At 53.8% G+C, this 13,461-nt stretch carries 15 protein-coding genes and 1 pseudogene; 9 read left to right on the top strand and 7 right to left on the bottom strand.

Going from position 1 to position 13,461, the window contains the following annotated elements; all coding sequences use genetic code 11:
* Window positions 1–3: 3 nt before the first annotated feature.
* From ACG0Z5_RS06565 to coaD, 4 genes are all read left to right on the top strand, one after another.
* On the top strand, window positions 4–1,638 hold the full coding sequence (locus ACG0Z5_RS06565) for a sulfatase-like hydrolase/transferase (protein WP_394446204.1): 1,635 nt from the start codon (window positions 4–6) through the stop codon (window positions 1,636–1,638).
* 156 nt (window positions 1,639–1,794) lie between these two features.
* A complete protein-coding gene (gene waaA, locus ACG0Z5_RS06560; protein ID WP_394446203.1) occupies window positions 1,795–3,069 on the top strand; it encodes a lipid IV(A) 3-deoxy-D-manno-octulosonic acid transferase in 1,275 nt (424 codons plus the stop codon).
* Window positions 3,069–3,839: a glycosyltransferase family 2 protein gene (locus tag ACG0Z5_RS06555; protein ID WP_394446202.1), complete on the top strand. Its 771-nt coding sequence runs from the start codon at window positions 3,069–3,071 to the stop codon at window positions 3,837–3,839. The genes waaA and ACG0Z5_RS06555 overlap by 1 nt, the downstream gene beginning before the upstream one ends.
* Before the next feature lie 3 nt (window positions 3,840–3,842).
* Window positions 3,843–4,322: a pantetheine-phosphate adenylyltransferase gene (gene coaD, locus ACG0Z5_RS06550; RefSeq protein WP_394446201.1), complete on the top strand. Its 480-nt coding sequence runs from the start codon at window positions 3,843–3,845 to the stop codon at window positions 4,320–4,322.
* Here the strand turns inward: coaD and mutM are convergent, their stop codons facing one another.
* The 4 genes from mutM to radC form a co-directional block, all read right to left on the bottom strand.
* Complete coding sequence (mutM, locus tag ACG0Z5_RS06545; RefSeq protein ID WP_394446200.1) at window positions 4,323–5,132, bottom strand: bifunctional DNA-formamidopyrimidine glycosylase/DNA-(apurinic or apyrimidinic site) lyase; 810 nt, start codon at window positions 5,130–5,132, stop codon at window positions 4,323–4,325. It lies immediately after the preceding gene.
* A gap of 97 nt (window positions 5,133–5,229) precedes the next feature.
* A complete protein-coding gene (gene rpmG, locus ACG0Z5_RS06540) occupies window positions 5,230–5,397 on the bottom strand; it encodes a 50S ribosomal protein L33 (RefSeq protein WP_003024094.1) in 168 nt (55 codons plus the stop codon).
* Between the two features lie 20 nt (window positions 5,398–5,417).
* Entirely contained in the window at window positions 5,418–5,654 is a 237-nt protein-coding gene (gene rpmB, locus ACG0Z5_RS06535; RefSeq protein WP_002436699.1) for a 50S ribosomal protein L28, read from the bottom strand.
* A gap of 204 nt (window positions 5,655–5,858) precedes the next feature.
* Window positions 5,859–6,527, bottom strand: coding sequence for a RadC family protein (gene radC / locus ACG0Z5_RS06530; protein ID WP_394446303.1), 669 nt, complete (start codon window positions 6,525–6,527; stop codon window positions 5,859–5,861).
* A gap of 173 nt (window positions 6,528–6,700) precedes the next feature.
* Between radC and coaBC the strand changes: the two genes are divergently transcribed.
* From coaBC to slmA, 3 genes are all read left to right on the top strand, one after another.
* Window positions 6,701–7,912 (top strand): bifunctional phosphopantothenoylcysteine decarboxylase/phosphopantothenate--cysteine ligase CoaBC, encoded by a 1,212-nt coding sequence (gene coaBC, locus ACG0Z5_RS06525; protein WP_394446302.1) that lies wholly within the window; start codon window positions 6,701–6,703, stop codon window positions 7,910–7,912.
* Window positions 7,890–8,348 (top strand): dUTP diphosphatase, encoded by a 459-nt coding sequence (dut, locus tag ACG0Z5_RS06520; RefSeq protein WP_394446199.1) that lies wholly within the window; start codon window positions 7,890–7,892, stop codon window positions 8,346–8,348. The genes coaBC and dut overlap by 23 nt, the downstream gene beginning before the upstream one ends.
* Before the next feature lie 121 nt (window positions 8,349–8,469).
* On the top strand, window positions 8,470–9,066 hold the full coding sequence (slmA, locus tag ACG0Z5_RS06515) for a nucleoid occlusion factor SlmA (protein ID WP_394446198.1): 597 nt from the start codon (window positions 8,470–8,472) through the stop codon (window positions 9,064–9,066).
* Window positions 9,067–9,096: 30 nt separating this feature from the next.
* On the opposite strand, the gene pyrE is transcribed toward slmA, so the two are convergent.
* Together pyrE and rph are read right to left on the bottom strand one after the other, a co-directional pair.
* Window positions 9,097–9,738: an orotate phosphoribosyltransferase gene (gene pyrE, locus ACG0Z5_RS06510; protein ID WP_394446197.1), complete on the bottom strand. Its 642-nt coding sequence runs from the start codon at window positions 9,736–9,738 to the stop codon at window positions 9,097–9,099.
* 63 nt (window positions 9,739–9,801) lie between these two features.
* Complete coding sequence (gene rph, locus ACG0Z5_RS06505; RefSeq protein ID WP_319627230.1) at window positions 9,802–10,518, bottom strand: ribonuclease PH; 717 nt, start codon at window positions 10,516–10,518, stop codon at window positions 9,802–9,804.
* Window positions 10,519–10,767: 249 nt separating this feature from the next.
* Here rph and ACG0Z5_RS06500 point away from each other — a divergent pair, with 249 nt between their 5' ends.
* Together ACG0Z5_RS06500 and ACG0Z5_RS06495 are read left to right on the top strand one after the other, a co-directional pair.
* The gene (locus ACG0Z5_RS06500) at window positions 10,768–11,631 is read left to right on the top strand and encodes a YicC/YloC family endoribonuclease (protein WP_319627231.1); all 864 of its coding nucleotides are present in this window, start codon (window positions 10,768–10,770) and stop codon (window positions 11,629–11,631) included.
* A 198-nt stretch (window positions 11,632–11,829) separates the two neighbouring features.
* Window positions 11,830–12,228, top strand: a pseudogene (locus ACG0Z5_RS06495) (Arm DNA-binding domain-containing protein); the annotation flags it as partial.
* A 28-nt stretch (window positions 12,229–12,256) separates the two neighbouring features.
* Here the strand turns inward: ACG0Z5_RS06495 and ACG0Z5_RS06490 are convergent.
* Window positions 12,257–13,377, bottom strand: a protein-coding gene (locus ACG0Z5_RS06490) for an IS3 family transposase (RefSeq protein ID WP_394446196.1) whose coding sequence is annotated in 2 segments (ribosomal slippage) — window positions 12,257–13,119 and window positions 13,119–13,377 — 1,122 coding nt in all. Because the reading frame shifts where the segments join, the coding sequence is not laid out codon by codon here.
* Between the last annotated feature and the right edge of the window lie 84 nt (window positions 13,378–13,461).

The following is a 13,461-nucleotide window of genomic DNA, read 5'->3' as shown; positions in this document are numbered from 1 at the left end:
TTCATGTTTAAAACATCTGCACAATCATCACTCACCTCCCGTGGCAATATCATGCGCACGGTGGGGTTAACGCTGGCCTTTCTGGTGCTCTTCTCGCTGTCCGAAGCGATTATTTTACTGAAGGACCACGTTTATCAGCCTAAAGCTGGCGACATATCGTTGTATCTCATTATTTCACTGCTGGCAGCAGTCAGTGCGCGCTTTTTCCTGACACGCTGTCTATTGGCCATCACGTTCATCGTGCAGATATCCGAAGCCATCTATTACCAGTTCTACGGCCAATTCTACGGCCCGAGCGAAGTATGGCTGGCGTTTGTCGAAACCAAAGATATTGCCAGCGGTATCACCGACAGTCTGGGCTCTCTGGGTGTCTATTTTGCCATTATGGTTGTGGCCGTGGTATTTGCGCTGGTATTTACCCGTCGCCTGGCACCGCAATGGAATAAATGGCTCGCAATCCCGTGCCTGCTGGCGATCGTCGTAATGTTCGTCGGTCAGTTCTATAAAGCCGTCGATGGTCAGATGTATAAGTTTAACCCTGACCTGCGCCACTCGCTGCTGCGTAACGGCTTGTCGGCAATGAGTTTTAGCGCCATACGCCTCATTCCGGAAGCGATGTCCGGTGAAAACCAAAACCTGACCCATTACGAGCCTTACCAGGTCACACCGGTTGAAGGCACACATGCAGGGAAATACTCGATCATTCTGGCGATTGGTGAGAGTCTGAACCCGCATCACGTTAGCGCCCTGGGTTACGAACGCGACACAACGCCTGAACTTAAAGCGCTAATGCAGCAGTATCACGGAACGGGCCGCTTGATTGTGTCTAACGCTGTATCAACGCGCGTGGCAATTCCGATGCTGGTGAACAATTTGCGCGAACCTGACAACTATGGGGCGTATAAGTCGAAAGCGACGAACATCTTCGCTAACGCCAAAAAACAAGGCTATCAGACCGCATTCATCTCTGCGCAAGGGTTGGAAGGACTGAGTAACTGGATTGGTATCCACGACATAGATCTGTGGGAAGATACGCAAATCCGCCCGGCCCCAGAAGTCGGTGCGGACGTAGTCCTGACACCGTCCGTTGATAAAGCTACGCTCGACTGGAACAAACCGTTCCTGATGGTGCTGAACAGTCGCGCGCCGCACATTCCGTACGAACGTAATATTCCGCAGGGATTCGCGAAATTCTCAACGCCGCGTCTGAGCGATGACGTGGCGCAAAAGAAAAATGAGTACGATGATGCGGTTCGCCTGTATGACCGAGAGTTGGCATCGGCAATTCGCACCGCTATGGCCAAGTCAAAGCTGCCGGTGCTGGTGTTTATCACCTCCGATCACGGTGAACGCGTGGGCGACGGGGGTCTGTTCGGTCACTCCATTGTCGAAATGCCGATTGCCCAAGTGCCGTTTATCTACTTCAGTAACGACCCGGCTTATTCAATGAGCGCCATCGACTCACCGATGCCGTTGAACCACTACCAGGTCGCTACGCTGATAAACAAAATGCTGGGCTACTCGGTGAGCAACCCGAACCAGAAAGATGACAGCTACTTCATTACCGGTGGTGACATTCGTGGCCTGTCGGAACGCGTGACCTACCATCTGAACGCGCTCCCCGAAGCAGAGCGTTAATCCAGAACACGACAAACGGGCAAGCGATTGCCCGTTTTTTCATTTTCGAATGAACGTATCGCAGTCAAATGAACGAGCAAAAGCGCCAAAGAGATAGCTTTAGACGGCCTAAATGCTTAGAATTTGCCCGCCGAAATACAAAAACGGATAAATCGCTTGGAATTTCTGTATACCACCTTGCTCTACCTCATTCAGCCGCTGGTCTGGCTACGATTACTGTTGCGCAGCCGCAAGGCGCCCGCGTACCGTAAACGCTGGGCTGAACGCTATGGCTTCTGCAAAAACAAGGTAGTGCCTGATGGCATACTGCTGCATTCCGTCTCTGTGGGCGAAACGCTGGCCGCTATTCCTCTGGTGCGTGCGCTGCGCCACCGTTATCCATCATTGCCGATAACCGTCACCACCATGACGCCAACCGGCTCAGAGCGTGCCTTATCCGCCTTCGGGAAAGACGTCCAACACGTCTATCTTCCGTACGATTTGCCCGGGGCGATGAACCGCTTCTTCAACACCACGCGACCAAAGCTGGTTATCGTGATGGAAACCGAGCTGTGGCCGAATATGGTCGCCGCCCTGCATAAACGCAAAATCCCGCTGGTGATTGCCAACGCCCGCCTGTCCGAGCGATCGGCGAAAGGCTACGGTAAGCTCGGCAAGTTTATGCGCCGCCTGTTGAGTCGCATTACGCTGATTGCCGCGCAGAATGAGGAAGACGGGAACCGTTTCCTTTCTCTGGGCCTGAAACGCAACCAGCTCGCAATTACCGGCAGCCTGAAATTCGATATCTCCGTGACGCCAGAACTGGCGGCACGTGCCATCACCCTGCGTCGCCAGTGGGCCCCACATCGTCAGGTGTGGATAGCCACCAGTACCCACGACGGCGAAGAGAAAATTATTCTTGAGGCGCATAAAAAGCTGCTTGAGGCGTTCCCTAACCTGCTGCTGATCCTGGTGCCGCGCCATCCTGAACGTTTTGCTGATGCACGCGAACTGGTGCAGAAAGAGGGGATGACGTTCACTCTGCGCAGCACCGGTGAAATCCCGACCACGGCAACCCAAGTGGTCATCGGCGACACCATGGGCGAGCTGATGCTGCTATACGGAATTGCTGACCTCGCCTTCGTTGGCGGTAGCCTCGTCGAGCGCGGGGGTCACAACCCGCTGGAGCCCGCCGCACACGCGATTCCCGTGTTGATGGGCCCTCACACTTTCAACTTCAAAGACATCTGCGCCAAGCTGCAGCAGGATGACGGTCTGATCACCGTCACCGATACCGACACGCTGGTGAAAGAAGTCTCTACGCTGCTCACGGACGAAGATTACCGCCTGTGGTACGGCCGTCACGCCGTCGAGGTGCTGCATCAAAACCAGGGCGCACTCGCCCGTCTGCTACAGTTACTGCAACCCTATTTGCCTCAGCGGAGTCACTAATGCCCCCACGCCTGTCGGTGGTGATGATTGCCAAAAACGCCGCGGATGTGCTGCCAGAATGTCTGGCGTCGGTGCAGTGGGCCGATGAAATTGTGCTGCTGGACTCCGGCAGCGACGATAACACCGTTGGACTGGCTCAAAGCTTCGGCGTAAAGGTCCACGTGAATACCGACTGGCAAGGTTATGGCATTCAGCGCCAGCGCGCACAAGCCCTCGCGAGCGGCGATTACGTGTTAATGATCGATACCGACGAACGCGTCACCCCTGAACTCGAGCAATCCCTGCGGGACGTGCTGTCAGCCCCTCAACCGGGCGCGGTCTATAGCATCGCCCGTCGGAACTATTTCCTGGGGCGTTTTATGCGCCACAGCGGCTGGTATCCGGACCGCGTGTTACGTCTTTATGAGCGCAGCCGGTGGCAGTACAACGACAATCGGGTACATGAATCTCTCGACTGTCGTGATGCCCGGGTGATTGAGCTGAAAGGCGATCTGAAGCATCTGACCTGCCGTGATTTCGCCGACTTCCAGCGTAAGCAGCTGGCGTACGCCACGGCTTGGGCACAGGAACGCCATCAACACGGTAAGAAAACGTCTCTGACCGGCGTGTTCAGCCATACGTTAGGCGCATTCATCAAAACGCTGGTGCTCCGCGCAGGCTTTCTCGATGGCGCACAGGGCTGGCTGCTGGCCGTTGTGAACGCGCAGTATACGTTTAACAAGTACACCGAGCTGTGGGCGCTGAACCGCGGCTTTAGCAACAAGGCGTAAGTCATGAGCACAAAAGCCATCTATCCAGGCACCTTTGACCCGATAACCAATGGGCACATTGATATCGTCACACGCGCCAGTCGCATGTTTGATAACGTGCTGTTGGCGATTGCTGCCAGCCCGAGCAAGAAGCCGATGTTTAATCTGGATGAACGCGTTGCGCTGGCACAACAGGCCACATCGCATTTGCCTAACGTCGAAGTGGTGGGCTTTAGTGACCTGATGGCCAATTTCGCTCGCGCACAGCAGGCCAATATTCTGATCCGCGGCTTACGCGCAGTGGCAGATTTTGAATATGAGATGCAGCTGGCGCACATGAACCGCCATTTGATGCCCGATCTGGAAAGCGTATTTCTGATGCCATCGAAAGAGTGGTCGTTTATTTCATCATCACTGGTGAAAGAAGTGGCGCGCCACGACGGCGACGTCACCCACTTCCTGCCTCCGGCCGTCCATCAGGCATTAATGGACAAGCTTAAGTAATCACTTCTGACAGTGGCGGCAGTAAAAGGTCGCCCGCTGGGCATGTTTGGTGGCAATAATCGGTGAACCGCAGACCCGACAAGGCTCATCTTTCCGGCCATAGACCTGCAATTCCTGAGCAAAATAGCCCGGCTTGCCGTCGCTTTGCAGAAAATCCTTCAGCGTCGTTCCGCCCTGTTCGATAGAGCGCAGCAAAACCGCCTTAATCACCCGCACCAGCAGCTCACACTCTGCCTGAGACAGCGACGACGCCAGCCTGTCAGGATGGATACCCGCCGCAAACAACGATTCACTGGCATAGATATTCCCGACACCCACTACCAGTTTGTTATCCATCAGCCACGGCTTGATCGGCGTTTTCTTTTTCGCACACTTCTCGCGGAAGTATTCAGCGTTGAACGCATCACTGAGCGGCTCCGGCCCGAGATGCGCCAGCACGCTGTGGCCCTCAAGCTCTTTGGTCCACAGCCAGGCCCCAAATCGACGCGGGTCGGTATAGCGCAGCACCTTCCCGTTGCTCATCACCAAATCAACGTGATCGTGTTTCTCGGCGGGCCGTTCTTCCGGCAGGATACGCAGGCTCCCGGACATGCCCAGATGCACGATAATCCAGCCGTCAGGCAGTTCTAACAGGAGATATTTGGCGCGGCGCTGAACGCTGAGCACTGGCTTATCGCTGAGGCTGTGGATTTCGGCAGAAACCGGCCAGCGTAATCGGCTATTACGTACAATCGCGTGCAGGATAGTCTGACCGACCAGATGCGGTTCAATACCGCGGCGGCTGGTTTCGACCTCAGGTAATTCTGGCATGACGTCTCCAAAGACAATGCAGGATGCTTCTATTATGGGGACGAGCAGAAAACAAAAAACCCCGCCGAAGCGGGGTTTTTCTTCAAGAAAACTAAAATTATTTGATTTTAGCTTCTTTGTACAGCACGTGCTGACGGACAACTGGATCGAACTTTTTCAGTTCCAGTTTTTCCGGCTTAGTACGCTTGTTCTTCGTGGTGGTATAGAAGTGACCAGTACCAGCAGAAGAAACCAGCTTGATTTTCTCACGAATACCTTTAGCCATGATTTAATTCCTCTTAGTACTTAGTACTTTTCGCCACGGGCACGCAGTTCGGACAGAACTGTATCGATGCCTTTCTTGTCAATTACACGCATACCTTTAGCAGATACACGCAGGGTGACAAAGCGCTTCTCGCTCTCAACCCAGAAACGGTGAGAGTGCAGGTTCGGCAGGAAACGGCGCTTAGTCGCGTTCAGTGCGTGGGAACGGTTGTTACCGGTCACCGGACGCTTGCCAGTTACTTGGCAGACTCGGGACATGTCTATTCTCCAAAAATCAAATTAGCTCGAGCTTCGTATAGGGTATTGGCGCCTCGTCAGGCTGCTACAGCCCGGTCTGACGGTTCTAAGTGAACTCGTATAGCCAGGCCCAAATGCCAAACCCGAGATTCTCAAAGGTGGCGTAGTATACGCTGACTCCGCGGTGTGCTCAAGTCCCGAACAGACAAAGATCCCGATGGATCGCTAAATCCAACCGTGTTCGGCAAAAGAAACCATTTCACCTTTACCGACAATGAAATGATCGAGGACGCTTATCTCCATGAAGTTGCAACACTTTATCACTCTTTCGGTAATGATTCTATCCGCTTTACTCGGCTGGGCGCTGCCTGAAGGATGATTGTGTGCGAGGATCAGCGCGGCGGCGTTGACCTTAATCGCCTCACGCACAATCTCGCGAGGATGCACTTCGACGTGGCTTAAGGTGCCGCTAAACAGCCGACAATGCTTCAGTACCCGGTTCTGGTTGTCGAGGAAGATAACCATAAAGATCTCACGCTCTTCATTTGCCAACTGACTTTGAAGGAACTCTCGCGTGATATCGGGGCTGCTGAGCGGGTCTTCCAGCAGCATCAGACGCACGTTAAAGAAGCGTCGCGCCAGTTCGGCAATCCCTTTCAGTTGGGCATACTTGGCAATACCGATGCCGTCCATCTTAATGAGCGCAGACTCTGAAGCCAGCAACAATCCGTGCAGTGAGCCAAAATGTTCCAGCAGATAGCGGGCGAACGAGAGCACATCCCGGCGCTGTGTTCCGGTTCGCAGAAACAAGGCCAGCAGCTCCACATCACTCAGGGCTTCAATTCCTTTGATTTGCATTTTTTCGCGCGGCAACATCAGCTCAACGTCTTCCATAAACGCTCTCCTTTTGACGAGCGCCATCTTGCCACGCCTGCATCACCCCACACGACTACGCAATTTCACTCTTGCGTAATGCCTCGCAAAGTGGATTTTCCTTTGCAGCACGACAGCATCGGGATTGTGATAAAATGGCCAGATTCCTACCTCCTTCACAGGAAAGAATCATGATGAGCCTGGCCGGTAAAAAAATCGTTCTCGGCGTCAGCGGCGGTATCGCTGCGTATAAAACGCCGGAACTGGTGCGTCGTTTGCGCGAACGGGGTGCCGACGTTCGTGTCGCCATGACCGAAGCGGCAAAAGCCTTCATTACACCGTTGAGCCTACAAGCGGTTTCCGGTTATCCGGTCTCCGATAGCCTGCTGGACCCGGCTGCCGAAGCGGCGATGGGTCATATCGAACTCGGGAAATGGGCCGATTTAGTTATCCTGGCGCCGGCCACCGCCGATCTCATTGCCCGCGTTGCCGCCGGCATGGCAAACGACCTGGTCTCAACCATTTGCCTGGCTACACCGTCGCCGGTGGCGGTCGTTCCGGCAATGAACCAGCAGATGTATCGGGCCGCGGCTACCCAGCAAAATCTGAATACGCTCGAATCACGCGGCGTTTTGCTTTGGGGCCCGGATAGCGGGAGCCAGGCGTGTGGCGACGTCGGCCCTGGCCGTATGCTCGACCCGTTAGTGATTGTCGACATGGCCGCAACGCATTTTTCGCCTGTCAACGATCTGCAACATCTCAATATCATGATTACCGCAGGCCCGACGCGAGAACCTCTCGACCCGGTACGCTACATCACAAACCACAGCTCCGGTAAAATGGGATTTGCGATTGCCGCCGCAGCGGCACATCGTGGCGCGAACGTCACCCTGGTTAGCGGCCCTGTTTCGCTGACGACGCCACCGCTCGTGCAGCGTATCGATGTCACCACCGCACTTGAGATGGAAGCGGCGGTTCAGGACAATGCTCAGGGTCAGCACATTTTTATTGGCTGCGCCGCCGTCGCGGATTACCGTGCAGCAGCGATTGCGGATGAGAAAATTAAAAAGCAAGGTGATGAATTAACGATAAAAATGGTCAAAAACCCGGATATCGTTGCCGGTGTTGCCGCGTTGAAAACTTCTCGTCCTTACGTCGTAGGGTTTGCCGCAGAAACAAATAATGTGGAAGAATACGCGCAGCAAAAACGCGCCCGCAAGAACCTTGATCTGATCTGTGCGAACGACGTATCGCAGGAAAATCAGGGTTTTAACAGCGATAACAACGCCTTGCACCTATTCTGGCAGGATGGAGATAAAGTCTTACCGCTTACGCGAAAGGAACTCCTGGGCCAATTACTACTGGACGAGATCGTTACCCGTTATGATGAAAAAAATCGACGTTAAGATTCTGGACCCGCGCGTTGGCGAGCAATTCCCGCTGCCAACTTACGCCACCTCCGGCTCTGCCGGACTTGACCTGCGAGCCTGTCTTGATGACGCCGTGGAACTGGCTCCTGGCGCAACCACCCTGCTGCCAACCGGTCTGGCTATTCATATCGCCGATTCGTCTCTGGCGGCGGTTATTCTGCCACGCTCAGGCCTCGGTCATAAGCATGGTGTCGTGCTCGGCAACCTGGTCGGCCTGATCGACTCCGATTACCAGGGCCAGCTGATGGTTTCCGTGTGGAACCGTGGTCAGCAAAGCTTTACCATCGAGCCGGGCGAGCGTATTGCCCAGATGGTGTTTGTTCCTGTCGTTCAGGCAGAATTCAACCTGGTGGAAGAGTTTGACACCACCGAGCGTGGCGAAGGCGGCTTCGGTCATTCAGGACGCAAATAAGCCGTTCTGAAGCAGCATCCTACAGCGAAATAATGCAATAACATCACCGCAAGCGACCGTTTGCGGTCGCTGTGTGGATGCCCGCCAGACGAGTGTTTATTTTCAGGGGTATTTGAATAACATGGCAGAAAAACAAACCGCGAAACGGAATCGTCGCGAAGAAATACTTCAATCTCTGGCACTTATGCTTGAATCCAGTGACGGTAGCCAACGTATTACCACCGCAAAACTGGCGGCATCGGTCGGCGTATCCGAAGCGGCGTTGTATCGTCATTTTCCAAGCAAAACCCGGATGTTCGATAGCCTGATCGAGTTTATCGAAGACAGTCTGATTACGCGTATCAATCTGATTTTAAAGGATGAGAAAGATACCAGCGCTCGTCTGCGCCTGATTGTGCTGTTGATCCTCGGCTTCGGGGAACGTAACCCTGGTCTGACCCGCATTTTGACCGGCCATGCGCTGATGTTTGAGCAGGACAGGCTGCAGAGCCGCATCAATCAGTTGTTTGAACGTATCGAAGCTCAGCTGCGTCAGGTGCTACGTGAAAAGAAAATGCGCGAAGGTGAAGGCTATACGACGGATGAAACGCTGCTCGCCGGTCAGCTGTTAGCGTTTTGCGAAGGGATGCTGTCTCGCTTTGTACGCAGTGAATTCAAATACTGCCCAACGGAAGATTTTGATGCCCGTTGGCCGCTGGTTGCGGCGCAGTTACAGTAACAAAACCGGGCGTAAAGCCCGGTTTCGTTTTTAAACGCCAAACTCTTCGCGGTAAGCTCGGACCGCAGCCAGGTGGTCAGCCATCTCCGGCTTCTCTTCCAGATAAGCAATCAGGTCTTTCAGGGTAATGATCGAAATCACCTGGCAGCCATAGTCGCGCTCCACTTCCTGAATAGCAGAAATCTCACCGCGGCCTCGCTCCTGACGGTCCAGAGAGATCAACACCCCGGCCAGGGTCGCACCATTGGCCTGAATAATCTCCATCGATTCGCGAATCGCCGTCCCGGCGGTGATCACGTCATCGACCAGCATAATGCGCCCTTCCAGCGGGCTTCCTACCAGACTTCCGCCTTCGCCGTGATCTTTGGCTTCTTTACGGTTGAAGCAGTAAGGCACATCACGCTCATGATGTTCCGCTAACGCCACCGCGGTGGTGGTCGCAATCGGAATACCTTTGTACGCAGGGCCAAACAGCAAATCGAAATCAATGCTGGAATCCACCAACGCTTCTGCGTAGAAACGGCCTAACAGTGCCAAATCGCGCCCGGTATTAAACAGCCCGGCATTAAAGAAATACGGACTCTTACGCCCAGATTTCAGCGTAAATTCGCCGAACTTCAGTACCTGCTTGTTAAGCGCAAATTCAATAAAATGGCGCTGATACGGTTTCATGGATTCGCTCCTCATCTTACTTTTCTACGGACAAAAAAAAGGGCGACAACGTCGCCCTTAAAATCAATTTTCCAGTGCCGCTTTCTGCGTCGCGACAATGGATTCAATCCCCCCTCTGGCCAGCGCCAGCAGGGTCAGCAATTCTTCATGGGTGAACGGCTCGCCTTCTGCCGTGCCCTGAACTTCGATGATGCGACCGTCTTCAGTCATCACCACGTTCATGTCGGTCTCTGCGGCGGAATCTTCTACATACTCGAGATCGCACAGCGCTTCACCCGCCACGATGCCGACGGAAACCGCAGCAACCATGCCTTTCATTGGGTTGGTTTTGAGCTTACCGGCAGCCACCAGTTTATTCAGCGCATCTGCCAGCGCCACGCAGGCACCGGTAATGGAAGCCGTACGCGTGCCGCCATCGGCCTGAATTACATCGCAGTCCAGGGTGATGGTGAACTCGCCCAGGGTTTTCAGATCGACCGCTGCGCGTAGCGCACGGGCGATCAGACGCTGGATTTCCATAGTACGGCCACCCTGCTTCCCTTTTGCCGCTTCACGGGCATTACGGGTATGCGTCGAACGCGGCAGCATGCCGTATTCGGCGGTGATCCAGCCCTGGCCCTGGCCTTTCAGAAAGCGCGGTACGCCTTCGTCAATAGAGGCAGTGCACAGCACTTTCGTATCACCGAATTCGACCAGCACGGAGCCTTCAGCGTGTTTGGTGTAGTTACGGGTCAGGGTTACGGGACGCACCTGATGAGCGCTACGGCCTGCTGGACGCATGATGATATCTCCGGCTTAAAACGAGTGTGGCGCGCATTATACACAAAATCATTTAGGTTGCATTGCGGCGGCAACTGAGTGAACTCCCAGGAGCTTACATCAGTAAGTGACCGGGGTGAGCGAAGGCAGCCAACAAAGAAGCAGCCTGAAAGATGACGTGTATATACGGATTAAGGATGCATATTCCTATCATGAGAAAGCCCCGCTAGCTATAATCCCCCCATCACTCCTTTCAAAACAGGAACGTCTATGATCCGCAGTATGACCGCCTATGCCCGGCGTGAAATCAAGGGTGAATGGGGCAGTGCCGCGTGGGAACTGCGCTCGGTAAACCAGCGTTATCTCGAAACTTATTTCCGCATGCCGGAGCAGTTCCGTAGCCTGGAGCCCGTGGTTCGTGAGCGTATTCGTGCCCGTCTGACGCGTGGTAAAGTCGAATGCACGCTGCGTTTTGAGCAGGATCCGAGCGCCCAAGGTGAGCTTATTCTCAACGAAAAGCTGGCTAAACAGCTGGTTAACGCTGCCAACTGGGTCAAAATGCAGAGCGACGAAGGTGAGGTTAACCCGGTCGATATCCTGCGCTGGCCGGGTGTAATGGCCGCACAAGAGCAAGACCTGGATGCCATCACCGCGGAGATTCTTTCAGCCCTTGATGGCGCTTTGGATGATTTCATCGTGGCCCGTGAAACCGAAGGCCAGGCGCTGAAAGCCCTGATCGAACAGCGTCTCGACGGTGTTAGCGCAGAAGTCAGCAAAGTGCGTGCCCATATGCCTGAAATAATGCAATGGCAACGCGAGCGTCTGGTCGCCAAGCTTGAAGAAGCGCAGGTCCAGCTTGAGAACAACCGTCTTGAGCAGGAGCTGGTGATGATGGCGCAGCGTATCGACGTCGCTGAAGAACTCGACCGACTGGAAGCCCACGTCAAAGAGACCTGGAATATCCTGAAGAAGAAAGAAGCCGTTGGCCGTCGCCTCGACTTTATGATGCAGGAATTCAACCGCGAATCGAACACCCTGGGTTCCAAATCCATCAACAGCGAAGTCACCAACTCTGCCATTGAGCTGAAAGTGCTGATTGAGCAGATGCGCGAACAGATTCAAAACATAGAGTAAAGTTTTAGACAAACTTTTTAAGTCTCACAACATCTCCACCATACCAACAAGCCCGTGTAATAACGGGCTTTTCTAATGCCATAGAATCTCACGCGATCTCAATACAGCGCACGTTTATCGTGTACATAGTTGTGTATATACTCATGTTATGTACACGCACATCTATGTACACAGTAAGAACTTTATTGAGGACGAATTATGGCAAAGCTAACGGACATTCAGATCAAAGCATGGGTGAGGGCTGGGGAACGATTTAATGGTCGATCTGATGGCAATGGCTTGTATCTATGCTTTCCTAAAAACTACGCTATCCCATTCTGGCGTTTCCGCTATCGGTTTGTCGGGAAACAGAGGGCAATGGTTATTGGAACCTACTCTGAATTTTCACTCGCTAAAGCGCGAGAAATGGCGAAAGAACTTTCCGCGCGTGTTGCCTTAGGCTATGACGTTGCAGGAGAAAAGCAGGAACGTAAGGCCGAGGCTATCAAAAAGATTGAAGAGCAAAAAAATGCGTTGAAGGTTTCAGATCTGGCCCATGAGTACTTCGAACGCCAGATATTAGGGAACTGGAAACATCCAGATATCCTTCGCCGTCGTGACCTGCCCCCAGGATTAGATACAACGCTTAGTTAGTAATGTCGGATCCTTCACTATCAGAATTAACCTTTCTCCAATCCGCCGCAAATTCAGACGGCGTCTGATAATTCAGCGTGGAGTGCGGGCGACACTCATTATAATCCTGCCGCCATTCACTGATGATTTTCCTAGCATGACTGATGTCTCTGAACCAGTGTTCATTCAGGCATTCATCGCGAAAGTGTCCGTTAAAACTCTCAATAAATCCGTTCTGCGTTGGCTTGCCCGGCTGGATTAAGCGCAACTCAACACCATGCTCAAAGGCCCATTGATCCAGTGCGCGGCAAGTGAACTCTGGCCCCTGGTCAGTTCTTATCGTCGCCGGATAGCCTCGAAACAGCGCAATGCTGTCCAGAATACGCGTGACCTGAACGCCTGAAATCCCGAATGCGATGGTAATTGTCAGACACTCCTTCGTGAAGTCGTCCACACAGGTCAGGCACTTGATCCTGCGACCGGTAGCCAGTGCGTCCATGACAAAATCCATCGACCAGGTCAGGTTGGGCGCCGCCGGGCGGAGCAGCGGCAGACGTTCTGTTGCCAGCCCTTTACGACGTCGTCTGCGTTTTACGCCCAGCCCGCTCAGATGATAAAGGCGGTATACGCGCTTGTGATTAACATGAAGGCCTTCACGGCGCAGTAACTGCCAGATGCGGCGGTAGCCAAAACGCCTGCGCTCCAGTGCCAGCTCAGTGATGCGCCCTGATAAATGGGCATCAGCCGCCGGACGCTGAGCCTCATAGCGGCAGGTCGACAGGGACAAGCCTGTGAGCCCGCAGGCACGACGTTGCGACAGACCGGTCGCATCACACATAAACTCAACGGCTTCGCGCTTCTGGTCTGTCGTCAGTACTTTCGCCCCAGAGCCACCTGAAGCGCCTCCTTATCCAGCATGGCTTCGGCAAGCAGCTTCTTGAGTCTGGCGTTCTCTTCCTCAAGCGACTTCAGGCGCTTAACCTCGGGCACCTCCATACCGCCATACTTCTTACGCCAGGTGTAAAACGTGGCATCAGAAATGGCGTGCTTGCGGCAGAGCTCACGGGCGGATACACCGGCTTCGGCCTCGCGGAGAATACTGATGATCTGTTCGTCGGAAAAACGCTTCTTCATGGGGATGTCCTCATGTGGCTTATGAAGACATTACTAACATCGGGGTGTACTAATCAACGGGGAGCAGGTCAGAGGCTCTTTCCA

The sequence above is a fragment of the Scandinavium sp. M-37 genome (assembly GCF_043558715.1).
In the GTDB taxonomy this organism is placed as follows: Bacteria; Pseudomonadota; Gammaproteobacteria; order Enterobacterales; family Enterobacteriaceae; genus Scandinavium; species Scandinavium vulneris_A.
This window is presented reverse-complemented; position numbering and strand designations above follow the sequence as displayed.

Coding starts and splice junctions, on each gene's coding strand:
- ACG0Z5_RS06565 (WP_394446204.1), top strand. CDS start 4: ATGTTTAAAACATCTGCACAATCATCACTCACCTCCCGTGGCAATATC.
- ACG0Z5_RS06555 (WP_394446202.1), top strand. CDS start 3,069: ATGCCCCCACGCCTGTCGGTGGTGATGATTGCCAAAAACGCCGCGGAT.
- coaD (WP_394446201.1), top strand. CDS start 3,843: ATGAGCACAAAAGCCATCTATCCAGGCACCTTTGACCCGATAACCAAT.
- mutM (WP_394446200.1), bottom strand. CDS start 5,132: ATGCCAGAATTACCTGAGGTCGAAACCAGCCGCCGCGGTATTGAACCG.
- rpmG (WP_003024094.1), bottom strand. CDS start 5,397: ATGGCTAAAGGTATTCGTGAGAAAATCAAGCTGGTTTCTTCTGCTGGT.
- rpmB (WP_002436699.1), bottom strand. CDS start 5,654: ATGTCCCGAGTCTGCCAAGTAACTGGCAAGCGTCCGGTGACCGGTAAC.
- radC (WP_394446303.1), bottom strand. CDS start 6,527: ATGGAAGACGTTGAGCTGATGTTGCCGCGCGAAAAAATGCAAATCAAA.
- coaBC (WP_394446302.1), top strand. CDS start 6,701: ATGAGCCTGGCCGGTAAAAAAATCGTTCTCGGCGTCAGCGGCGGTATC.
- dut (WP_394446199.1), top strand. CDS start 7,890: ATGATGAAAAAAATCGACGTTAAGATTCTGGACCCGCGCGTTGGCGAG.
- slmA (WP_394446198.1), top strand. CDS start 8,470: ATGGCAGAAAAACAAACCGCGAAACGGAATCGTCGCGAAGAAATACTT.
- pyrE (WP_394446197.1), bottom strand. CDS start 9,738: ATGAAACCGTATCAGCGCCATTTTATTGAATTTGCGCTTAACAAGCAG.
- rph (WP_319627230.1), bottom strand. CDS start 10,518: ATGCGTCCAGCAGGCCGTAGCGCTCATCAGGTGCGTCCCGTAACCCTG.
- ACG0Z5_RS06500 (WP_319627231.1), top strand. CDS start 10,768: ATGATCCGCAGTATGACCGCCTATGCCCGGCGTGAAATCAAGGGTGAA.